The sequence below is a fragment of the Ruegeria sp. SATB045 genome (genome assembly GCF_059613525.1).
Genome location: NZ_JBXWSR010000022.1, coordinates 32,145 through 53,453, shown reverse-complemented (window position 1 = coordinate 53,453; position 21,309 = coordinate 32,145). Strand labels below are relative to the sequence as shown.

Sequence of the window (21,309 nt, the reverse complement as noted above, 5' to 3'; positions counted from 1 at the left end):
GCTTGCCAAGCTGAACATGCAGAAATAGACCTAAATCATGCAAAAATGGATCAAATCGCCCGCTGCGCCGCAGCAATTCGGAGTGCTTCTGTTCGACGGCTTTTCCAACCACTGCCTGGCGAATGCGGTCGAACCCTTGCGGGCTGCGAATTCCATCGCGGGGCGCAAACTGTATGACTGGCAATTTCTGTCACTAGATCGTGCGCCCGTCACGTCATCTTCGGGGCTGCAAGTCGCACCACATGACATCTTGCAGAATGCACGGGGCGATACGTTGCTCGTCATGCCCTCTTACGGGTTTCGCGCCCATGGCGGGTGGCGGACGCTGGCGGGGTTGCGATCCGCAGCGGGGCGTTACAGTGCGCTGGCCGGGCTGGACACAGGAAGCTGGTTGTTGGCGCTGGCCGGATTACTGGACGGGCACCGTGCGACGATCCACTGGGAAGAATTGGGCAGTTTTACCGAGCGGTTCCCCGAGATAGACGCACAGCGCGAACGCTACGTGATCGACGGCGACCGCATTACCTGTTCTGGCGCGATGGCGGCGTTTGATCTGGTGCTGCACCTGATTGGGCGAGACCACGGGCAGGCTTTGGCGCTGGAGGTTGCGCAGCTTTTCATGACCCGCGATTCCGCCAGGTCTCATTCCGGCGGGGCGGGTGCGACCAGCAGCTATGTGAACAAGGCGCTGGCGCTGATGCAGGAACACCTGGAAACGCCCTTGCCCATCCCCGAGATCGCCCGCCGGGTTGGACGATCGCAAAAGGCACTGGCGGCCCGAATGCAAACCGAACTGGGCGCAGGCCCCGCACAGGTCTATCGCCGCCTGCGCCTGAACCTGGCCCGGAAACTGGCAGCCGAGACCGACCTGACCATCGCCGAGATCGCCCTGCGCGCAGGCTATGACGACCCCAGCGCCCTGACCCGAGCCTTTCGGACCGAGTTCGGGACCACCCCGCGCGCAATGCGATCCGGTTAGGTATACATCTGCTTTTTATAGGCCCGCGTCCGCGTCGTCGCCTCGGCAGACCCATCGTGATAGGTGCCAAACCACTTGTCGAAGGGGATCTCCGAGGTGCCATAGTTGCACTCGAAATACCGGTGATGAAGCTGGTGAAAAAAGTCCCCCGCACGGGCCGCTTCAGTTTCTCCGGCTTTCAGCTTTTCAAACCCTGAATGGGACAGAACCGGGCTGATCTGCTGGAAATACGTGTGAAACAGAAGATGCAGAGGGTGGGACGGCACGATCAGATGAATGAAATAGGTCGTGAAATACAGCAGGTTTTCATACCAATGGTTCGATATCCCCGACCACGGGCCGATATTGACGTTGCGATGATGCACGGCGTGGACGTGTTTATAGAGCTTTGGGTGATGCTCCAGCCGATGCACCCAATAGAAATGCAAGCCAGACCACATCGGGATGAACAACATCCAGACGATAAACCAAATCGGCGCGCTGGCCCAAGTGACTGTCGGCACATATCCGTTGGCCATCGCCCAATAGATCACCCATTGATACACGGTCGCCACGGTCATGGCGCTGCCCAGCGTCCACCAGATATTGTCCCAGACCTGATTGCGGAAGGTGAAATTGCCATTGTCTCTGGTCAGGTCGCGACGGTCGAACTTTTTGTACATGCCCTGCCCCTTGCGCATGTAAAGCCACCAATGCAGCCCGCCCGCCACAAAGATCTGAGGCACCATGTTCAGCAGCCAAATGCGGAACATCCACCCCGGAGCAAAGCTCTTGATTGACTCTAACCCAGGGAAAAATACGACATAGGCAATGACCGCCAGCCCCATACACAGGGTCAGTGAGGTAATCTGCAACCACGCCCCGCTATACCACTTCAGCACGGAGGCGGGGCGCGGAGGCCACGCGAACAGCGGGTTCAAACCCACAGGGCCTTCGGGGTGATAGTGCCAGCGGGCGGCTTCGGGGTCTTGTGCAGTATCAGTCATGGAAATCCCTTTAACTGGCGTAGTCCGAACCCTCTGCATCCAGCAGAGCCTTGATTTCCCGCAGATGCGCCTCGGCCTGATCGGGGTAGTCGTCCAGTTCCTGCGCAGTCTTTTCCGCAATCTCATCGGACAAGACACGCAGGGGCTGGCCGGTTTGCAAAGCGCGGATATATGTCTCGGCCGCACGCTCGAAGTAATAGAGGCGGTTGAACGTATCGGCCGGGTCGCTGCCAGTCACCAGCACGCCATGGTTGCCCATGATCATGACCTTCTTCTTCGGGTCCGACAGCATCGCGGCGCAACGCTCACCTTCGCTTTCGAAGGCCAGCCCGCCGAATTCCTGGTCCACCACATAGCGGTTGTAGAAGGTGGCAGTGTTCTGGTCGATCGGCGGTAGGCTGCTATCGGCCAACGAGGCCAGAACGGTTGCAAAGATCGAATGCACATGCATCACACAGCGCGCATGCGGGCAAAGGCGGTGGATCGAGCCATGCAAGCCCCAAGCGGTCGGGTCGGGCGCGCCCGGCTGATCCATCACATCGGGATCATTGGCATCCAGCAGCAACAGATTCGACGCCTTGATCCGTGCGAAATGCATCTGATTGGCGTTCATCAGGAACTGCGTTCCGTGCTCGTTGACGGCTAAACTGAAGTGGTTGGCCACGGACTCGTGCATGTTCAGGCGTTCAGTCCAGCGGAAGGTGGCAGCCAGGTCGACCCGCTCGGGCCAGTGGTCGATATTGGGACGCAATTCGGTGACGGTCATGGCGGGCTCCTCCATCTGGTTTCTCAAGAAGGTGGCGACGCAAGGCAGATTTGACCAACGAAAAATTCTCGCCTATCCCATAAGCTCAGCTAATGGTGAGGTTATGCCAATGCAGACATCGCTTCCTCCGCTGGGCTGGCTGCGCACGTTCGAGGCCGCCGCGCGACACTTGTCCTTCACGGGCGCGGCGCGTGATCTGAACATGACGCAAAGCGCGGTCAGTCAGCAGATAAAATCGCTTGAGGGCTATCTGGGCCAACCCCTGTTTCTGCGCCGTCCCCGCGCACTGGAACTGACCGAGGCCGGAATCACCTATCTGCCCGTAGTGCGTGAGGCGTTTCGCACGCTGGTGCGCGGCACACAGGCCGTCACCGGCGCGCAGCAAAACGCGGTGCAGGTTCAGAGCAACATCACCTTTGCGGTGAACTGGCTGGGACCTCGCCTGCCCCGGTTCCGGGCGGCGCACCCGGATGTGCAATTGAACATCTTCACCGAACTCTGGGAGCCGCGCGAAATGGCCGAGGGCGCTGCGGTCGAAATCCGCTATTCCCTGCGCCCGTCCGACACGGTGCGCACCGAGTTACTGCGCACCGATCACTATTACCCGGTCTGCGCGCCGGGCTATGAAGTGCGGCTGGAAGATATTCAGGAACAACCCCTGTTTGACTGCTCGAACCTGCTGTCGAACTGGCAGAACTGGATCAGTGAACAGGGTCTAAATTGGGAAAATTCGCCCATAACCTATTCAACAACCTATCTGGTTAGCCTGTCTGTTGCGATGGCCGGGGGTGGGTATTGCCTGACCCATGACACCATAGCTCGCGACCTGATCGAGCGCGGACAACTGGTGGCTCCGTTTGAGTATCGCGCGGAGATGCCCGAGGCTTATTACCTGCTACTGTCGCCTCAGGCCGAGGAAACGCCGGGTGCCGTCCTGTTCGCCGATTGGGTAAGGCGGGAAATTGCCCGCGATCTGTCGGGGTAGGCGCTCCCGCCCATCGTCAGGGGCGCTTGCGCGCCCCCTCCTTTGGTTGGGCCGGGCAGCGCTGACGCGCTGCGTGACGGTTTGATGATAGATGTTCGGCAGGGGTTGCACCTTCGGACACATTCAGAAAAGTTGAGCCATGGAATATACGCCTTTCCCAAGTTGGCCCGATACCGCCCCTCGATTGATCGCTGTTGCCGCTGGACGTGATCCAGCCGACATGGTCGTGCGCGGAGGAACTTGGGTGAATGTCCATACCCGCGAGGCACTGCCTGATCACGACATTGCCATCGCCGTAGGGCGCATTGCCTTTGTGGGGCGGGATGCCACGCATTGCATCGGTCCAAATACGCAGATCATCGAGGCCAATGGGCGCTATATGCTGCCCGGTCTGTGCGACGCGCATATGCATATCGAATCAGGGATGCTGACCCCGGCGGAGTTTGCCCGCGCGGTCATTCCTCATGGCACGACGTCGATGTTCACCGACCCGCATGAGATTGCCAATGTGCTGGGACTGGACGGCGTGCGCATGATGCATGACGAGGCGTTGATGCAACCGGTCAACATCTTCACCCAGATGCCGTCCTGCGCGCCGTCGGCCCCAGGGCTTGAAACAACGGGCTATGAAATCACCCCCGAGGACGTGGCCGAGGCGATGAACTGGCCCGGCATCATCGGATTGGGTGAGATGATGAATTTCCCCGGTGTGATCCACGGCGACCGCAAGATGCTGGCCGAGATCGCGGCGACTCAGAATGCGGGCAAAACCGTGGGAGGACACTATGCATCACCCGATTTAGGGCCTGATTTTGCGGCTTATGTTGCCGGCGGCCCCGCTGACGACCACGAGGGAACTTGCGAAGCCGACGCCATAGCTCGGGTGCGGCAGGGGATGCGGTCTATGATGCGGCTGGGCTCGGCCTGGTATGACGTGGAAAGACAGATCACGGCGGTGACCGAGAAAGGGTTAGACCCGCGCGGCTTTATTCTGTGCACGGATGATTGCCACTCGGGCACATTGGTGAATGAGGGGCATATGAACCGCGTGGTGCGCCACGCGATTGCCTGCGGATGTGACCCGCTGATCGCACTGCAAATGGCGACGATCAACACAGCCACCCATTTCGGGCTGGAACGCGAGATCGGGTCAATCACACCGGGCCGGCGGGCGGATATTATCCTCAGTTCTGATTTGCGCGAGCTTCCAATTGAGGTGGTGATCGCCCGCGGCCAGATCGTCGCCGAAAATGGTGCGATCACCGTGGACTGCCCACATCTGAACTGGCCGGACAGCGCGCGCAATACGGTGCATCTGGGCCATGCCCTGACAGGCGAAGATTTCGAAATCAAAGCCCTCGAGGGCGCCAACCGTGTGCGGGCCAATGTGATCGGCGTGGTGGAGAATCAGGCCCCGACCAAGGCGCTGAAGGCGGAATTGCCCATCATCGGCGGGCTGGTCGAGGGCGAAGGCGATGTCTGCCAGATTGCGCTGGTCGAACGCCACCGCGCGACCGGCGGGGTCACGAACGCATTTGTTTCGGGTTTTGGGTATCAAGGGCGCATGGCCATGGCCTCGACCGTGGCGCATGACAGCCACCATATGATCGTGGTGGGGACCGACCGCGAACAGATGGCACTGGCGGCGAACCGGCTGGCCGAGGTGGGCGGCGGCATTACCGTGTTCCGCGACGGCGAGGAACTGGCGCTGGTGGAACTGCCGATCGCTGGCCTGATGTCCGACAGTCCCGCCGCCGATGTCGCCGCCAAGGCGGACCGGTTGGTTCAGGCGATGCAGGACTGCGGCTGTCAGTTGAACAACGCGTATATGCAGCACTCGTTGCTGGCCCTTGTCGTGATCCCCGAACTGCGGATTTCCGACCTTGGGCTGGTGGATGTGCGGACATTTGAAAAGATCGACCTTTTGGAACCCCTCGCATGACAATAATAAGAACACCCGACGTCCCAAACCCTGAGAAGTTCACTGATCCTGCCGCAGCCGTGGCGCGTCTGGAAGAGCTGTACGAAAAGGCCACAAGTTTTCTGTGCGAAAACTTCGCCAAAGCGATGGAGGCGGACACTCCGTCCGAGCGATTCAGAGCTTATTACCCAGAAATTCGCATCAAAACGACCTCCTATGCTCATGTGGACAGCCGTCTGAGCTTTGGTCACGTCGCCGAACCCGGCACCCACGCCACAACGGTCACGCGGCCCGATCTGTTCCGGGCCTATCTGACCCAACAAATTGCCCTGCTGATCAAGAACCATGACCAACCTGTGACGATTGGTGCCTCGGATACACCCATCCCGGTGCATTTCGCCGTGGCCAATAACCCTGACCTTGTGGTGCCGCATCAGGGCGCGGCGGGGTTCACCTTGCGCGATGTGTTCGACGTGCCGGATTTGACGACCACCAATGACGATATCGTCAACGGAGTGCATGACCACGAAACCGAGATTGGCCCGCTGGCGTTGTTCACCGCCCAGCGCGTGGATTATTCGCTGGCCCGTCTGGCGCATTACACTGCCACCGATCCCAGCCATTTCCAAAACCATGTGCTGTTCACCAACTACCAGTTCTATGTGTCCGAGTTCGAGAACTACGCCCGCGAACAACTGGCCGACCCCGAAAGCGGATATACCAGCTTTGTGTCGACAGGGAATGCGCAGATCACCTCGGCCGATGGCGTGTTGGAGCAACCGCTGAAGCTGCCTCAGATGCCGACCTACCACCTGAAACGCGCCGATGGGTCGGGGATCACGTTGGTCAATATCGGGGTAGGGCCATCCAACGCAAAAACCGCGACCGACCATATCGCAGTTCTGCGACCACATGCGTGGCTGATGGTTGGCCATTGCGCCGGCTTGCGCAACACGCAGGCGCTGGGGGATTTCGTGCTGGCCCATGCCTATCTGCGCGAAGACAAGGTTCTGGACGATGACCTGCCGGTCTGGGTCCCGATCCCGCCCCTGGCCGAAGTGCAGGTGGCGCTGGAGCGCGCCGTGGCCGAAGTGACAGAACTGGACGGCTACGAGCTGAAGCGCGTTATGCGCACTGGCACTGTCGCCTCGGTCGACAACCGCAACTGGGAACTGCGCGATCAGTCCGGTCCGGTACAGCGCCTCAGCCAGTCTCGCGCGATTGCGCTGGATATGGAAAGCGCCACGATCGCCGCCAATGGATATCGGTTCCGGGTGCCCTATGGCACTTTGCTCTGTGTCTCGGACAAACCGCTGCACGGGGAATTGAAGCTTCCGGGCATGGCCTCGGACTTCTATACCACACAGGTCAGCCGCCATCTGGCGATCGGAATTCGCGCGATGGAACACCTGCGAGGCATGCCGCTTGAGCGTCTGCACAGCCGGAAATTGCGTTCTTTCGACGAAACAGCCTTTCTCTGACGCAAAAAAGCAACGTTTTCCCCCTATTTTTAGGGTTTTCCGCGCTACTATTCGTTGTGTTCGCCCACAATATCCCGTTACAGTTACGCGGTGAGGCCCAAGACATCGGGCACGTTAAGGAGACCAAGAAATGGCAAAGCCTATGACAAAGACTCAGCTGGTTGCTGCTCTCGCTGAGGAAATGGGGACTGACAAGAAAGCCGCGAATGCCGCGCTGGAGGCCATGACCGGCCTGATCACCCGCGAAGTATCCGCCGGCGGCGCAGTGACCCTGCCCGGCGTTGGCAAAATCTACTGCCGCGAGCGCCCCGAGCGCATGGTGCGCAACCCCGCCACCGGCGAGCAGTTCAAGAAAGAGGCCGACAAGGTGGTCAAGATGACCATTGCGAAAGCTCTGAAAGACAGCGTGAACGGCTGATCTCAGCTGTCGCAATGATACGATCAAGGGCCGCCGGTTGGGGGCCCTTTTTCTTTGGGATCAGTGCAAACTTAACAGCACTTCCAGATCACGACGGCTGAGCCGGTTCATCAAGACCCGATCGTCTGCAGATAGTTTTGCTTCCTTACGAATATACGTTTCAAGGTACGTCGCGATCTCACTGGTCGGGCGATAGTACAGATCAGGCGAAGATTGGCTGAGTTCATCCACAAGCCGAAACAGCAGCTTTTTCTGCCGCTCTGAATCCAAGTCTTTTCGCTTCTCTTGCAACATAACAAGCTACGCCTTTGTCATCGACACTTATAATCTAGCGTGCCGAAAAGTAACTCCAACTCCGGTAAGAAATAAATTGTGCGCCGCGCGTGTAGTGCCCCTATGAGATTCCTAGTTAATACGGCCAAACGGTACGTCTTGCGACCCCTGCCGATTTAAGGAACAGTGCCCGAAACCAACGAAGGGGATGGGCGATGGATCTACGCGCCATGGCCATGGGGCTGACATTTGCACTGATCTGGTCGTCGGCCTTTACTTCGGCGCGGATCATCGTGATGGATGCTTCACCGTTGTTTTCGCTGGCACTGCGCTTTTTGATTTCCGGGTTGATCGGCGTGGCCATTGCGCGCGCAATGGGACAGAGCTGGCGGTTGACGCCGCAACAATGGTACGCGACCATCCTGTTTGGAATCTGCCAAAATGCCCTGTATTTGGGTCTGAATTTCTACGCAATGCAAACGATTGAGGCGTCAGTAGCGGCCATCATCGCCTCGACCATGCCGCTGCTAGTGGCGCTGGCAAGCTGGCTGTTTCTGGGTGATCGTCTGCGGCCCATGGGCGTGATCGGCCTCCTGGCAGGGTTTGCAGGCGTCGCCCTGATCATGAGCAGCCGCATCAGCGCGGGCGTTGATATGTTCAGCGTGATGCTCTGTGGTGTTGGAGCCTTGGCGCTGACCTTCGCCACCTTGGCGGTGCGCGGGGCGACCTCGGGCGGGAATTTCATGATGGTCGTAGGGTTGCAGATGCTGGTGGGTTCAGCCGTTCTGTTCGTCGCGGCTCCCCTGTTCGAGGTGATCCATATCCACCTCACCGTTCCGCTGGTGCTGGCTTTCACCTACACAACCCTGTTCCCCGGCTTGTTGGCCACGCTGATATGGTTCCTTCTGCTGGATCGGATCGGGGCGACTCGTGCAGCCACCTTCCATTTCCTCAACCCCGTATTCGGCGTGACCATCGCCGCGATTCTGCTGGGTGAGAAACTGGGCCCACTGGATGCCGTTGGCGTACTGATCACCACAGCCGGGATTTTGGCCGTTCAGTTATCGCGGCAACCTGCTCAGGGCAGCAAAGCCTCGACCTGAGACAGAACTTGCCGGGAATCGGGGCGCGCGGTCGCGCCATAGGTCGCTACAACTTCGCCTTCAGTGTTCAGAAGGATTTTGTTGAAGTTCCAACTGGGCTCAAACCCGGTCAGCGCCGCAACCTGTTGATAGAAAGGATGCGCTTTTGCGCCTCGAACCGGGGTGATGTCGGTCATTGGCAGGGTCAGGTTATAGTTGAGGTCACAGAATTCCTTGACCTCTTCCGCCGAGCCCAACTCCTGATTGAAGGAATCCGAGGGCACTGCCAGCACCACCAGCCCACGCGGGCCATAATCCTCATGCACCTGCTGCAGCGCGCTATATTGACCGGTAAAGCCACAATGCGAGGCCGTGTTGACCACCAAAACCGGCTGCCCCCGCCAATCCGCGATCGACAGGGTGCCGCCGTCGATGGACGGAAACTCTCCGGTCAGCGGCGCGGCCTGCACGGTGCGCCCGGTCAGAATCAAAGCGGTCAACAGCAAGATGCGGAACATGGTGAACTCTCCTCTGCCACAGTATACGCGCCAAATCGCCCATCGGATCAACGCACGAGCACGCGAGGTGCGTGAATCAGGCTTTGATTTCTGCGCCCCAGCCCCCAAATAATGGTGCAAACCAACCGACCGGAGGATCCATGACTCAATACACCAAATCCCCCGAGGCCATCGCCGCCCTCTCACCTGAAGAATATCACGTTACGCAGAACAGCGGGACAGAACGCCCGGGCACTGGCAAGCTGCTGAACAACAAGGAACCGGGGATCTATGTGGATATCGTCTCGGGCGAGCCGCTGTTCGCCTCGACCCACAAATACGAATCCGGCTGTGGCTGGCCCAGCTTCACCAAACCCATCGTGCATGAACATGTGGAAGAGTTTCACGACGCCACTCACGGCATGATCCGTACCGAGGTGCGCTCGAAATACGGCGACAGCCATCTGGGCCACGTCTTCCCCGACGGTCCGCGCGAACATGGCGGGCTGCGCTATTGCATCAACTCAGCCTCCTTGCGGTTTGTCCACCGCGATGACATGGAGGCAGAAGGCTATGCCGACTATCTGATCCATGTGGAGGAAATCTGATGACCGAAGAACGCGCTGTCCTGGCCGGAGGTTGTTTCTGGGGAATGCAGGACCTGATCCGCAAGCTGCCGGGTGTGTCCCGCACCAGCGTCGGCTATACCGGCGGCGATGTCCCCAACGCCACCTACCGCAACCACGGCACCCATGCCGAAGGGATCGAGATTTTCTTTGATCCTGCGCAGATCAGCTATCGTGAGTTGCTGGAGTTCTTCTTCCAGATCCACGATCCGACCACGGTAAACCGTCAGGGCAATGACCGCGGGATGAGCTATCGTTCGGCCATCTACTATGTGGATGACGATCAGAAACAGGTGGCGTTGGATACGATTGCCGATGTGAACGCTAGCGGTATCTGGCCCGGCAAAGTCGTGACCGAGCTGGAGCCCGTCGGTGATTTCTGGGACGCCGAGCCCGAGCATCAGGACTATCTGGAGCGTATCCCCAACGGCTATACCTGCCATTTCCCGCGGCCCGACTGGGTTCTGCCCAAACGCGACGCGGCGGAATAAGCGATCAGCCGGCGGCAACCCTTGGGCGGCCGCTGGCTTCAACCGTGATCATGGCTTCGACAAACACCTCCTGCGCCTCGACGCGGGCAGTGCGGATGTCGCGGTCAACGATCACGCGGATATCCTCGGCCCCGGCGTCACGCACCGCGCCTTCGGCCTCGGATCTTAGCACGGATTCCAGCAGGGTTAGCGCCGCCTCTGAATCGTTGAAATCTTGCGGCCCGTCCTCAAGATGCACTCGGAACTTGCCCTCGGACGGCGACGTGACTGTCCCCGCCCGGCGCAAAGTCAGGCGACCGACGACCGCACCGATGGCATTGGCCACGCCGGTATGTTCGGGCAAGATCATCTTGCAATGCAAACGCTCCCCGACCGCCGGGTAATAGCTAGGGGCCGACGCACCCAACCCGATCACATCCACGTTCAGCGCCGCATCCAACGCCAGCAGGCCCCGATGCCCGGCCAACCCCTTGCGGGTCAGAACATGCCGCGCCAGATCGGCGGAAGGGATACCAAAATCCTCGGCTTCTTCGGCAAAAGCAGTCTCTAATAAGATCAATGAGGTCTGCTCGGTCAACTGATCCACGATCATCTGCGCCAAAGCCTCGGGCGTTTTCGCCAGCACATCACCCGACCCGACCCGTTTGCGTGACACCAGTTCCAACGCCTTGCGCGCGGCGTCGGCATCCCAGGCGTCCAGCCGCCCCAAAACGTGGCTGGCATCCGACGGCGTCACGCCCGAGACCTGAACGATCCCGCGATCCACCAACCGCGTCAGAGCCCCATTCTCCATCCGTGTGCGCAACAGATCGCTCAGCGGCAAAACCTGATCGCCAAGACGGTCCAACAACACCTCTTCCCGCGCACCCAGCCCCTCGGCATGGATACCGGGCACGCGACGGGCAAACCGCGTGTCATGTTCACCTACTGTGGTCGCGCGCAGTTGTTTGTCCAACTCAGCGTGCACCACATCCGGGGCCTCGGCCGCGATCAGCGACACTGGCAATACCCTACGCGGCCCAAGGACCACGCCGCCTCCCAGCCCCTCGGTCACCACATGGACCTGACTGTCGCCGCCCAAACCATGGGTGCGCATCGCCACCGCCTCGACCATGGTGCGGAAACCGCCAACCTGCGCACCATTGGGATCAATCGCGGGCTTACCGTCGCGGATCAGCGCAATATCCGTGGTTGTCCCGCCAATATCCGATACCAAGGCATTCTCAGCCCCGGTCAACCAACTGGCCCCCACGATCGAGGCCGCAGGCCCGCTGAGGATCGTTTCGATCGGGCGCTCCCGCGCCTGCTCGGCGCTCATCAACGCGCCGTCACCGCGTACCACCATCATCGGCGCGGTGATGCCCAGCGCCAGCAACTGATCCTGCGCCCGTCCGATCAACCGGTCGATCATCCCAATGAGCCGCGCGTTCAATACAGCCGTCACCGCCCGTTTCGGGCCGTTCAACTTGGCCGACAGATGGTGCGAGCAGGTGACCGGAGCCCCCGTCCGCTCGGTAATAATCCGCGCCGCTGCCAACTCATGCGCGGGGTTGCGCGTGGCAAATTGCGCGGCCACAGCAAAGCCGGAAATGCCTTTATGAGTGTCTAAAAAGGCCTCCAACGCGGCCACATCCAACGGCGTGGCTTCGCCCCCCGCATGACTGTGACCCCCAGCAATAACCAAGGCCGGATCACCCTTCAGCGCGTCGCGCAACCCGTGCCGATCCAAATCGCCTTCCTTGAACCCGATATAGACCAGCGCCACACGCCCGCCCTGCCCCTCGACCAGAGCATTGGTGGCCAAAGTGGTCGACAAAGATGCCATGGAGATTTGCTCAGGGCCAACTGCCGCCTGTTCCAATACAGCCGAAATCGCTTTGCCCACGCCGATTGCCAAGTCTGCCCGCGTGGTCAACGACTTGGCCGAGGCGATCACCTCAGCTTCATCCCGGATCAGCACCGCATCCGTATAGGTTCCGCCCGTATCCACCCCCAAAGCCAGCGCCATCGGGTTCTCCTTCCTGTTCGCTGAATTGGGTGTAGCGGTTTGGACCGACACGTCCAGCCTGTTTGCGGCACTTATGGCAGTTGTTGCACCGCCCAGCGCGCGGCATCAGCCACGGATGCATCCGGATCTTCCACCAACCCCTGCGCCACCGGCTTCAGCGCGGGCAAACCGGAATTGCCAATCGCATAAAGCACATTGCGCACAAACCGATCCCGTCCGATCCGCTTGATTGGCGAGCCCGAGAACTTGACCCGAAACGCCGCATCATCCAACCCCGCCAATTCGGCCAGAGGCGGGGCCACCAAATCATCCCGCGCAGCATAGCGAATATCACTGGCCGCAACGGCAAACTTGTTCCACGGACAGGCCGCCAGACAATCATCGCATCCGTAAATCCGATTGCCCAACTTGCCGCGCAGCTCTTCGTCCACAGGGCCCTTATGTTCGATGGTCAGATAGGAAATACACCGCCGCGCATCCAACTTGTACGGCGCAGGAAACGCATCCGTTGGACAGGCATCCAAACAAGCGCGACACGATCCGCAATGATCCTCCTCGGCCATATCCGCAGGCAGGTCCAATGTGGTAAAAACAGAGCCTATAAAGGCCCAATTTCCCCAATCACGGCTGACCAGATTGGTGTGCTTCCCCTGCCAACCCAACCCCGCCGCATGGCCCAGGGCCTTCTCAGGCACCGGCGCTGTATCAACAAACACCTTCACCTCGCCGCCACCTTCGGCAATCAACCACCGCGCCAACCGCTTGAGGCGTTTTTTCACCAAATCATGGTAATCCTTGTTCTGCGCATAGACCGAAATCGCAGCCTGGTCTGGATGGCTCAAAACCTCGGTAGGATCATGTTCAGGCGTATAGCTCTCGGCCAACATGATCACTGACTGCGCCTCGGGCCACAAAGCCGACGGATCGCCCCGCCAATGGGTCCGCTCGGCCATCCACCCCATCTGCCCGTGATAGCCAGAGTCCAAAAACGCCTGCAACCGCGCGGGCACCTCGGGCACATCCCACGGCCGACAAATCCGACAGGATATAAACCCCTCGCTCAATGCCCGAGCGACCACCTTGCGCTTTAAATCCGATCCGCTCTTCATCTGGCTAAAAATACCTTTGGGGGGGGGAATCGCGCCCCGGCGCGATGGGGGGCAGACAGCCCCCCTTCCACCCTATCAGAAATCCAGATCCGCGTAATGCGGCGGAGGCCGGAACCCCGGCACCTGATCCGCCAGTATCGACCGGAACGCAGGCCGGGACTTGATCTTGGCATACCAATCCTTCACCGCCGCCGACCGGTTCCAATCCACATCCGAAATATAATCCAACGCCGACAAATGCGCAGCCGCCGCAAAATCCGCCAGCGTCATCTGATCGCCGGCCAACCAACGCCGATGATCCAGCAACCATGCCATATAATCCAGATGATATTTAATGGCCTTGGCACCCTCTTTCACGTTCTTGCTGTCCGGGTATCCCTGACCGGTCATCTTCTTGTTGACCCGCTCATACAACAGTTTCGACGTCACCTCGTGATGAAACTTGTCATCGAACCAACCCACCAAACGCCGCACCTCATACCGAGCTTCGGGGGTCTTCGGCATCAAAGATGGCTCGGGGCGCGTTTCCTCAATGTATTCACAAATCGCCGCGCTTTCCGCCATCACCTGACCGTCCAACCGCAGAACGGGAACTTTACCCGCCGGATTGCGGCGCAGGAAATCCGGGTCTTGCTCCCAGTATTTCTCTTCGACCAGCTCAACCTCGATCTTCTTTTCCGCTAGCGACAGACGGACCTTGCGGCAATATGGGGACAGGGGAACGTGAAACAGACGCGCCATGAGCTTCCAATCGAACCAGTGAATACAATCCAGCTTTAGCGCCGAGAGGGTTAGTATTTCAATCCTCGAAACAATCTGCGCGACCATCTGCGCGGATGGTGGCCGCCCCATCCAGGATCGAGGCCGCCCGCCTACGTGTGCGTACTGATGGATCAGTGACCGATCTGTTTCGGGGGGAGGGCAGAATTGCAGCGATCCGCGCGGACTGAACCGGCGACAGCTTGGAGGCGGGTACATTGAAGTTACGCTGAGCCGCTGCTTCGACTCCAAAAACGCCATTCCCGGTCTCGGCCACGTTCAGATACACCTCAAGGATACGTTGTTTGCTCCAAAAGATTTCGACAACCGGTGTGATCGAGGTTTCAAGCGCTTTGCGTATCCAGCTGCGCCCTTGCCACAAGAACACATTCTTCACCACCTGCTGTGTAATCGTTGACGCACCCCTTGACCCTCCGTCCTCAAGTGCATCGCGAATGGCTTCGACATCAAAGCCCCAGTGCAGACAGAAATTGGCGTCTTCCGCCGCCACAGCCGAGCGCGCCATGACCGGAGAAATCTGTTCTATCGGAACCCAATCCCGTTCGACTTTACCTAGGCGCCGCCACTCGGACCAGATCGTGTGGGTCACCGGCGGATTCACCACCGAATACAAAACCACCAGCCCAACAACACATGCGATCACCACCAAAAACCCACGCCCTACCCAGCGGCGGATTCTCGGAATAATCGGTGTTTTTCTTTTAGCGGCCTTGCGTTTCTTGCTGCTCGATTTGCGCGCTGCTTTTTTTGCCATGCTGTTGCTATACGACGCCGAAGACGGGTATGGAACGGGTTAAATCGCGATTACGCGGGCTTCGCGCGGGCGCACTACCGGACGGGCGGTATCCGGCAAAACAGGGTTTTCGCGACCAAGCTCGGGAAACAAGGTCAAAATCTCGGCCTGCGTTTGGCTGTCGGCGATTGATACGGCATGACCCGGATAAAAACTTTCGCTTTTTGCGCCATTTGCCGTCACGATCTCATGTCGTGAAAACAGCAGATGCAGATATTCGACCTCGCCACCTTCGACGCGCGTGACCGTCTTGCCGTTCACAAGACAATGCGCCGCAATCAGAACTTCGGAATGCCCAAATAGATAGGGCGCGCGCCAGTCCTCGATCAGAATACGGTGTTGCGGAGAGACGATCAGCGGTTTGTTCGTCCCCAAAACACCGGCTTCAAAGCGTACCGGGGCAAGTTTCCCCTGGGCTTTCACCGTTGTTCTGCCGACCCAAAGCAAAGGCTGTGCCCCGTTGTCAGAGGTCAGAACCAGATCACCGGGACGCAAGTCCTCGACCCGGCGAGGGCCGGATGCCGTCTCGATCATTGTGCCGGGCGTGAAACAAGGTGGGCCCAGATCGCCGGCTCCGATATCGACCGAACCAAATGAACCTCCTGTGTCGCTGGAATCAGTCGCAGATGAGCTGACGAACGTCCCGCTTTCCAAAACTTGTCCGTCGGTGGGTGTAAACACCTCGCGCCCATCGGCAAGATAGAAGGTCACACCCGTGTAGGTGATCTGAGTGCCGTCATCCAATTCTATGGTCACCATGTCATTGAAATAGGACGCCGTAATGTCTGATCCGTCGACCGAGTCGTTGTTCAGCCGGTTGATCAGGCCGTTGTCGTTCTGGTCGACGATGTCGAATTTCTGAACCGTCAGGGTCGAGCCAGGTGTCGTGCCGTTCGCTCCGGGATTGGCCGGGTCGATGACAAAAAACTGATCTGTGTAGGTTGTTGGCATGTGCCTGCTCCCTGCGACGCGTTAAATGGGCTGGCGACCAGAGCGCCGAGATAACGTTTTCGTTAGCTAGGCGTGAAACGATTAAAAACGCAAGAAAGCCGTCAAAAATGCCAAAAAATAGAAAAACCCGCGTGTTTCAGGAGACACGCGGGTTTTTCGATTAACGATCAGACGGGGTCTTATTCCGCAGGAACTGCTTCAACTTCGTTGGTCAGAGGATGGCTGAGCTTGTTCAGCATCTCCTTTGGGCAGACCTGAAGGAAGTTTGCCTTTTCCACATCCCAATGCTGCAGGATATCTGCAGCTTTGCGACTGTTGGTTTCCAAAGCATGGCGTTCAATCAGCGTTTTCATCTGATCCATCCAGTGATCCACCGTCACCGGGCAGGTCACCAGTGTTTCCATGTTCATCAACGCCTGCGCCTTGCCTTCGGGATCGTACAGGTACGCCATGCCACCGGTCATGCCCGCGCCAAAGTTGGCACCAATGTCGCCCAGAATCACAGCCACACCGCCAGTCATATATTCGCACCCGTTCGAGCCGCAGCCCTCGATCACCACTTTGGCACCCGAGTTCCGGACCGCGAACCGTTCACCTGCGCGACCTGCTGCGAACAGGTGGCCGTCGGTGGCGCCGTATAGAACCGTGTTGCCGATAATCGTGTTGTCGTCTGCCTTCAGCGGGCTGACCTGCGGTGGGCGCACGACGATCATGCCGCCCGACAGACCTTTGCCGACATAGTCATTGGCATCACCCGACACTTCCAGTTTCAGACCCGGCGCCGCAAAAGCCCCCAGCGACTGACCAGCCGAGCCCTGCAGCTTCACATGCAGATGGTCGTCCTGGAACGTGTTCCGCATCCCGAAATTCCGCACGATATGGCTGGACACGCGGGTCCCCACGGTCCGATGCGTGTTCTGGATGGCGTAGGACAGCTGCATCTTCTCACCGTCTTTCAGGAACCGCGCCGCGTCGCGCACGATCTCGGCGTCCAGCGTATCGGGCACCGCGTTGCGGTCCTTGTCGCGGTTGTAGACGATATCATGCGCACCATCGACGGTAATCAGCAGCGGGTTCAAGTCCAGATCGTCCAGATGCGCCGACCCACGGCTGACCTGCGCCAGCAGATCGGCCCGGCCGATGATCTCGTCAATCGAACGCGCACCAAGGCTGGCCAGCAGCTCGCGCACTTCCTGCGCGTAGAAGGTGATCAGGTTGACGACCTTGTCGGCATTGCCGGTAAATTTGGCGCGCAGGGATTCATCCTGCGTACACACACCAACCGGGCAGGTGTTCGACTGGCACTGACGTACCATGATACAGCCCATCGCGATCAGGGCAGCGGTGCCGATGCCGTATTCCTCGGCCCCCATCATCGCGGCCATCACGATGTCACGCCCGGTGCGCAGCCCGCCATCGGTCCGCAGAGTCACGCGATCCCGCAGGTTGTTCATCGCCAGAACCTGATGCGCCTCGGTGAGGCCCATCTCCCACGGCAGACCGGCGTATTTGATCGATGTCGCAGGCGACGCACCCGTGCCACCGTTGTGGCCCGAAATAAGGATAATATCGGCTTTCGCCTTGGCCACACCGGCAGCAATCGTGCCAACGCCCGAGGACGCCACCAGCTTCACGGTCACCTTACAGCGCGGGTTGATCTGCTTGAGGTCATAGATCAGCTGCGCCAGATCTTCGATCGAGTAGATGTCGTGATGCGGCGGCGGCGAAATCAGCGTCACGCCCTTGGTCGAATGCCGCAGGCGCGCGATCAGATCGGTCACCTTCATGCCCGGCAGTTGCCCGCCCTCACCGGGTTTTGCGCCTTGTGCAACCTTGATCTCAAGCTCTTCACACTGATTCAGGTATTCGGCGGTCACGCCAAAGCGGCCCGAAGCCACCTGTTTGATCTTGGCCGACGGGTTGTCGCCATTCGGCTCCGGCACGAAATGTGCCGGATCTTCGCCGCCTTCACCAGAGTCAGACTTAGCTCCGATCCGGTTCATCGCCACGTTCAGCGTCTTATGCGCCTCGGGGCTCAGAGCACCCAGCGACATGCCCGGCGTGACAAAGCGTTTGCGGATCGAGGTGATCGATTCGACCTCTTCAATCGGCACCGGTTTGCCCAGCGGTTTGAAATCCATCAGGTCACGCAGGTGGATCGGCGGGTTTGACTGCATCTTGGCCGAATACTGTTTCCACAGCTCATAGGATGCGCGGTTACACGCCATTTGCATCATATGCATCGAGCTCGCTTCCCAAGCGTGGGTCTCACCCGATTTGCGCGCTTTGTAGAAACCACCGATGGGAAGCACGTCCAGACCGCTGTCCCAACCTTTGGCGTGGATTTCCTCGGCCTTGGCCTGAATACCGGTGACACCGATGCCGGAAATCCGGCTGGTCATGCCCGGGAAAAACTCGGCCACCATGGCGCGGCTCAGGCCCACGGCCTCAAAGTTCAGACCACCGCGGTACGAGGAGATCACCGAAATCCCCATCTTGGCCATGATCTTCAGCAGGCCCTGATCAATCGCCTCGCGGTAGCGCGCGACATTCTCGGTCAAAGTGCCATCCAGCAAGCCGCGATCAATGCGGTCAGCCAGCGAGTCTTCTGCCAGATAAGCGTTCACAACGGTCGCGCCACAGCCGATCAGAACGGCAAAGTAGTGCGGATCAACACATTCCGCCGAACGCACGTTCAGCGAACAGAAAGTCCGCAGTCCCTGACGGGTCAGATGCGAATGAACGGCGCTGGTCGCCAGGATCATCGGCATCGCCACGCGGCCCTCGCCCGAGTTCATATCGGATAGCACCAGATGCCCCGAGCCCGAGCGCACGGCCTCTTCTGCTTCGGCTCTAACACGGACCAAAGCAGCGCTCAGCGCGCCCCGACCGGGTTCAAAGCTACAGTCGATTTCCGCCAGCGGCGAACCGAGATTTTCCACCAGCCTGTCCCATTGGGCGTTGCCTACAAAGGGGCTGTCCAGCGTGATGATCTCGGTCTGGCTGCTGTCTTCGTCCAGCACGTTTTTCAGGTTACCGAACCGGGTTTTCAGCGACATGACGCGGTATTCGCGCAGGCTGTCGATCGGCGGATTGGTCACCTGGCTAAAGTTCTGGCGGAAGAAATGGCTGAGCGGGCGGTATTGTTTGGACAAAACTGCCGACGGGGTGTCATCGCCCATCGAAGCCAGTGATTCCTTGCCGTCTTCAGCCATGGGGGCAAGGATTTGCTCCAATTCTTCAACAGAATAACCAGCCGCGATCTGGCGCTTGCGCAGTTCCTCTCCGCTGAACTTCGCGGTCTCTGTCACGCCTGACAGGCTTTCATTCAGATCGTTGATCTTGCCAACCCACTCACCAAACGGCAGAGCACGGGCCAGTTTATCCTTGATCTGCGTGTCGCGGTACAGCTTGCCACGCTTCATATCCACGGCCAGCATCTGACCCGGACCCAGCGCGCCTTTTTCCGTCACCGATGCCTCATCAATCGGCACCATCCCAGCCTCGGAGCCGGCGATGACCAGACCATCGCCTGTCACGACATAGCGCATCGGACGCAGGCCGTTGCGGTCGAGCCCGGCGCAGACCCAGCGACCATCGGTCATGGCCAGAGCGGCAGGGCCATCCCATGGCTCCATCACCGAGTTGCAGTAGGAATACATGTCGCGCCACGCCTGCGGCAGCTCAACCGCCTGTTTGGACCAGCTTTCCGGCACCAGCATGGTTTTCGCCATTGGAGCAGACCGGCCTGCACGTACCAGAACCTCGAAAACCGAGTCTAATGCGGCGGAATCCGACGATCCGCCCGCGATAATCGGCTTGATGTCCTCGGCATAGTCCCCAAAGGTCGAGGATGCCATGCGGATCTCATGGCTTTTCATCCAGTTGACGTTGCCTTTCAGCGTGTTGATCTCGCCGTTGTGGGCCAACATGCGGAAGGGCTGCGCCAACCACCATTGCGGGAAGGTGTTGGTGGAATAACGCTGGTGATAGATCGCAAAGGCGGATTCGAAACGCTCATCCATCAGGTCGGGGTAGAAGACGGCCACTTGTTCAGCCAGCATCATGCCCTTGTAGATGATCGAGCGGCACGACAGCGACGCCAGATACATTCCCGAAATCCCAGCCGCTGCCGCCGCTTTTTCGATCCGGCGACGGATCACATACAGCTCACGCTCAAAGGTTTCTTCGTCCACGCCTTTGGAGTTCGAGATCAGGATCTGCTCAATCTCGGGGCGGGTCGCGTTGGCCTTTTCCCCCAGGCAGGTCACATCGACCGGCACGTGGCGCCAGCCATAGATGTAGTAACCCATGCGCAGCACTTCGGTTTCCACTATGGTCCGGCAGCTTTCCTGCGCACCGAAATCGGTCCGGGGCAGGAAGACCTGACCGACGGCGATCAGCTCGTCCAGATTGGGCTCGTGACCGGTGCGACGGATCTGATCATAGAAGAAGGGGACCGGAATCTGCACGTGGATGCCCGCGCCGTCGCCGGTTTTGCCATCGGCATCCACAGCGCCCCGATGCCAGATCGCCTTGAGCGCGTCGATCCCCGCATCTACAACCTTGCGCGACGGCTTGCCGTCGACGGAAACGACAAGGCCCACACCGCAGGAAGAATGCTCTTCCTCTTTGGAATAGAGACCGTTTTCGGCCATCCACTGACGTTTGGCTTCTTCGGCGCGCACCCAATCGGCATCGTATTTAGTCATTGGCTGTCTCCTTCTTCCGAGGAGGCATACATGGCCTCAACCTCGGCTTTGGTCATTTGCTTGCGTTCACCTGCGAACGCGTATCCTTCGGGCTTTTTGTCGAAGTAAAGTTCAAGTTTCAGCGTGTGGCCTGTATCCTGAAACAGGCCTGCCGCGATTTGCGTGTGTCCGTGCATTTCACCTGGAAGCGTGATCCGGTACCACAGCGCCGAGCCGCAGTCAGCGCAGAAGGCGCGCTCGGCCCAATCGGACGAGGTGAAGGTTTTCACGGGGCCTAACGCGGCATAGCCCTCTTCGGCCTCAAACGTCACAAGCATCGAGCTGGTCCAGCGGCGGCACTGGTCGCAATGGCACGCGCCCAGCGCATCGCGCGCGGGAGTCGCGGTCACGGTGACCGCGCCACACATGCATTGGCCTTGCAACTCGGGCATTCCGGCGCTCCTGATTGCTG

General features: G+C 59.3%; 20 protein-coding genes. 9 read left to right on the top strand and 11 right to left on the bottom strand.

The features are described from left to right. Window positions 1-37 precede the first annotated feature (37 nt). Window positions 38-979 (top strand): GlxA family transcriptional regulator, encoded by a 942-nt coding sequence (locus AC2FNR_RS12815; RefSeq protein WP_480868791.1) that lies wholly within the window; start codon window positions 38-40, stop codon window positions 977-979. Here the strand turns inward: AC2FNR_RS12815 and AC2FNR_RS12810 are convergent. Both AC2FNR_RS12810 and AC2FNR_RS12805 read right to left on the bottom strand, forming a co-directional pair. Continuing rightward, a complete protein-coding gene (locus AC2FNR_RS12810) occupies window positions 976-1,965 on the bottom strand; it encodes a sterol desaturase family protein (RefSeq protein WP_496849337.1) in 990 nt (329 codons plus the stop codon). The genes AC2FNR_RS12815 and AC2FNR_RS12810 overlap by 4 nt on opposite strands. A 10-nt stretch (window positions 1,966-1,975) precedes the next feature. Next, window positions 1,976-2,731 (bottom strand): class II aldolase and adducin N-terminal domain-containing protein, encoded by a 756-nt coding sequence (locus AC2FNR_RS12805; protein WP_496849335.1) that lies wholly within the window; start codon window positions 2,729-2,731, stop codon window positions 1,976-1,978. Between the two features lie 109 nt (window positions 2,732-2,840). Here AC2FNR_RS12805 and AC2FNR_RS12800 point away from each other — a divergent pair, with 109 nt between their 5' ends. The 4 genes from AC2FNR_RS12800 to AC2FNR_RS12785 all read left to right on the top strand — a co-directional run bounded on the left by AC2FNR_RS12800 (window position 2,841) and on the right by AC2FNR_RS12785 (window position 7,536). Beyond that, window positions 2,841-3,716 carry a LysR family transcriptional regulator gene (locus AC2FNR_RS12800; protein WP_496849333.1) on the top strand — a complete coding sequence of 292 codons (876 nt, stop codon included), beginning with the start codon at window positions 2,841-2,843 and terminating at the stop codon, window positions 3,714-3,716. Between the two features lie 139 nt (window positions 3,717-3,855). Further along, window positions 3,856-5,658 (top strand): adenine deaminase, encoded by a 1,803-nt coding sequence (gene ade, locus AC2FNR_RS12795; RefSeq protein ID WP_496849331.1) that lies wholly within the window; start codon window positions 3,856-3,858, stop codon window positions 5,656-5,658. After that, complete coding sequence (locus tag AC2FNR_RS12790) at window positions 5,655-7,118, top strand: AMP nucleosidase (RefSeq protein WP_496849329.1); 1,464 nt, start codon at window positions 5,655-5,657, stop codon at window positions 7,116-7,118. Before ade ends, AC2FNR_RS12790 begins: the two co-directional genes overlap by 4 nt. Before the next feature lie 130 nt (window positions 7,119-7,248). Next, window positions 7,249-7,536: an HU family DNA-binding protein gene (locus AC2FNR_RS12785; protein WP_039533371.1), complete on the top strand. Its 288-nt coding sequence runs from the start codon at window positions 7,249-7,251 to the stop codon at window positions 7,534-7,536. Between the two features lie 60 nt (window positions 7,537-7,596). Here AC2FNR_RS12785 and AC2FNR_RS12780 read toward each other — a convergent pair whose 3' ends face one another. Beyond that, window positions 7,597-7,830, bottom strand: a complete 234-nt coding sequence (locus AC2FNR_RS12780) for a hypothetical protein (protein ID WP_496849327.1) — start codon at window positions 7,828-7,830, stop codon at window positions 7,597-7,599. A gap of 194 nt (window positions 7,831-8,024) precedes the next feature. On the opposite strand from AC2FNR_RS12780, the gene AC2FNR_RS12775 reads away from it, so the two are divergent. After that, entirely contained in the window at window positions 8,025-8,912 is an 888-nt protein-coding gene (locus AC2FNR_RS12775) for a DMT family transporter (RefSeq protein WP_496849325.1), read from the top strand. On the opposite strand, the gene AC2FNR_RS12770 is transcribed toward AC2FNR_RS12775, so the two are convergent. Then, a complete protein-coding gene (locus AC2FNR_RS12770; RefSeq protein ID WP_496849323.1) occupies window positions 8,888-9,409 on the bottom strand; it encodes a glutathione peroxidase in 522 nt (173 codons plus the stop codon). The genes AC2FNR_RS12775 and AC2FNR_RS12770 overlap by 25 nt on opposite strands. A gap of 140 nt (window positions 9,410-9,549) precedes the next feature. On the opposite strand from AC2FNR_RS12770, the gene msrB reads away from it, so the two are divergent. Both msrB and msrA read left to right on the top strand, forming a co-directional pair. Further along, the gene (gene msrB / locus AC2FNR_RS12765) at window positions 9,550-9,996 is read left to right on the top strand and encodes a peptide-methionine (R)-S-oxide reductase MsrB (RefSeq protein WP_170355545.1); all 447 of its coding nucleotides are present in this window, start codon (window positions 9,550-9,552) and stop codon (window positions 9,994-9,996) included. Next, window positions 9,996-10,505, top strand: a complete 510-nt coding sequence (msrA, locus tag AC2FNR_RS12760; RefSeq protein WP_480506066.1) for a peptide-methionine (S)-S-oxide reductase MsrA — start codon at window positions 9,996-9,998, stop codon at window positions 10,503-10,505. Before msrB ends, msrA begins: the two co-directional genes overlap by 1 nt. A 4-nt stretch (window positions 10,506-10,509) precedes the next feature. Here msrA and AC2FNR_RS12755 read toward each other — a convergent pair whose 3' ends face one another. The 4 genes from AC2FNR_RS12755 to mtgA form a co-directional block, all read right to left on the bottom strand. Continuing rightward, window positions 10,510-12,513 carry a hydantoinase/oxoprolinase family protein gene (locus AC2FNR_RS12755; protein WP_496849321.1) on the bottom strand — a complete coding sequence of 668 codons (2,004 nt, stop codon included), beginning with the start codon at window positions 12,511-12,513 and terminating at the stop codon, window positions 10,510-10,512. Between the two features lie 71 nt (window positions 12,514-12,584). Then, the gene (gene queG / locus AC2FNR_RS12750; RefSeq protein ID WP_496849319.1) at window positions 12,585-13,622 is read right to left on the bottom strand and encodes a tRNA epoxyqueuosine(34) reductase QueG; all 1,038 of its coding nucleotides are present in this window, start codon (window positions 13,620-13,622) and stop codon (window positions 12,585-12,587) included. 75 nt (window positions 13,623-13,697) lie between these two features. Beyond that, entirely contained in the window at window positions 13,698-14,363 is a 666-nt protein-coding gene (gene fzlA / locus AC2FNR_RS12745; protein ID WP_480868809.1) for an FtsZ-binding protein FzlA, read from the bottom strand. A gap of 58 nt (window positions 14,364-14,421) precedes the next feature. After that, window positions 14,422-15,045 (bottom strand): monofunctional biosynthetic peptidoglycan transglycosylase, encoded by a 624-nt coding sequence (gene mtgA / locus AC2FNR_RS12740; RefSeq protein WP_496849317.1) that lies wholly within the window; start codon window positions 15,043-15,045, stop codon window positions 14,422-14,424. Between mtgA and AC2FNR_RS12735 the strand changes: the two genes are divergently transcribed. Beyond that, window positions 14,981-15,199 carry a hypothetical protein gene (locus AC2FNR_RS12735; protein WP_331252861.1) on the top strand — a complete coding sequence of 73 codons (219 nt, stop codon included), beginning with the start codon at window positions 14,981-14,983 and terminating at the stop codon, window positions 15,197-15,199. The two genes, mtgA and AC2FNR_RS12735, sit on opposite strands and share 65 nt — an antisense overlap. On the opposite strand, the gene AC2FNR_RS12730 is transcribed toward AC2FNR_RS12735, so the two are convergent. The 3 genes from AC2FNR_RS12730 to AC2FNR_RS12720 form a co-directional block, all read right to left on the bottom strand. Then, window positions 15,196-16,146: a Hint domain-containing protein gene (locus AC2FNR_RS12730; RefSeq protein ID WP_496849315.1), complete on the bottom strand. Its 951-nt coding sequence runs from the start codon at window positions 16,144-16,146 to the stop codon at window positions 15,196-15,198. The genes AC2FNR_RS12735 and AC2FNR_RS12730 overlap by 4 nt on opposite strands. 179 nt (window positions 16,147-16,325) lie before the next feature. Beyond that, complete coding sequence (gene gltB, locus AC2FNR_RS12725) at window positions 16,326-20,858, bottom strand: glutamate synthase large subunit (RefSeq protein ID WP_496849313.1); 4,533 nt, start codon at window positions 20,856-20,858, stop codon at window positions 16,326-16,328. Further along, complete coding sequence (locus AC2FNR_RS12720; protein ID WP_170355552.1) at window positions 20,855-21,289, bottom strand: GFA family protein; 435 nt, start codon at window positions 21,287-21,289, stop codon at window positions 20,855-20,857. Before AC2FNR_RS12720 ends, gltB begins: the two co-directional genes overlap by 4 nt. Window positions 21,290-21,309 lie beyond the last annotated feature (20 nt).

Coding starts and splice junctions, on each gene's coding strand:
- ade (WP_496849331.1), top strand. CDS start 3,856: ATGGAATATACGCCTTTCCCAAGTTGGCCCGATACCGCCCCTCGATTG.
- msrA (WP_480506066.1), top strand. CDS start 9,996: ATGACCGAAGAACGCGCTGTCCTGGCCGGAGGTTGTTTCTGGGGAATG.
- AC2FNR_RS12800 (WP_496849333.1), top strand. CDS start 2,841: ATGCAGACATCGCTTCCTCCGCTGGGCTGGCTGCGCACGTTCGAGGCC.
- AC2FNR_RS12815 (WP_480868791.1), top strand. CDS start 38: ATGCAAAAATGGATCAAATCGCCCGCTGCGCCGCAGCAATTCGGAGTG.
- AC2FNR_RS12755 (WP_496849321.1), bottom strand. CDS start 12,513: ATGGCGCTGGCTTTGGGGGTGGATACGGGCGGAACCTATACGGATGCG.
- AC2FNR_RS12810 (WP_496849337.1), bottom strand. CDS start 1,965: ATGACTGATACTGCACAAGACCCCGAAGCCGCCCGCTGGCACTATCAC.
- msrB (WP_170355545.1), top strand. CDS start 9,550: ATGACTCAATACACCAAATCCCCCGAGGCCATCGCCGCCCTCTCACCT.
- AC2FNR_RS12780 (WP_496849327.1), bottom strand. CDS start 7,830: ATGTTGCAAGAGAAGCGAAAAGACTTGGATTCAGAGCGGCAGAAAAAG.
- queG (WP_496849319.1), bottom strand. CDS start 13,622: ATGAAGAGCGGATCGGATTTAAAGCGCAAGGTGGTCGCTCGGGCATTG.
- fzlA (WP_480868809.1), bottom strand. CDS start 14,363: ATGGCGCGTCTGTTTCACGTTCCCCTGTCCCCATATTGCCGCAAGGTC.
- AC2FNR_RS12805 (WP_496849335.1), bottom strand. CDS start 2,731: ATGACCGTCACCGAATTGCGTCCCAATATCGACCACTGGCCCGAGCGG.
- AC2FNR_RS12790 (WP_496849329.1), top strand. CDS start 5,655: ATGACAATAATAAGAACACCCGACGTCCCAAACCCTGAGAAGTTCACT.
- AC2FNR_RS12720 (WP_170355552.1), bottom strand. CDS start 21,289: ATGCCCGAGTTGCAAGGCCAATGCATGTGTGGCGCGGTCACCGTGACC.
- gltB (WP_496849313.1), bottom strand. CDS start 20,858: ATGACTAAATACGATGCCGATTGGGTGCGCGCCGAAGAAGCCAAACGT.
- AC2FNR_RS12775 (WP_496849325.1), top strand. CDS start 8,025: ATGGATCTACGCGCCATGGCCATGGGGCTGACATTTGCACTGATCTGG.
- AC2FNR_RS12785 (WP_039533371.1), top strand. CDS start 7,249: ATGGCAAAGCCTATGACAAAGACTCAGCTGGTTGCTGCTCTCGCTGAG.
- AC2FNR_RS12770 (WP_496849323.1), bottom strand. CDS start 9,409: ATGTTCCGCATCTTGCTGTTGACCGCTTTGATTCTGACCGGGCGCACC.
- AC2FNR_RS12730 (WP_496849315.1), bottom strand. CDS start 16,146: ATGCCAACAACCTACACAGATCAGTTTTTTGTCATCGACCCGGCCAAT.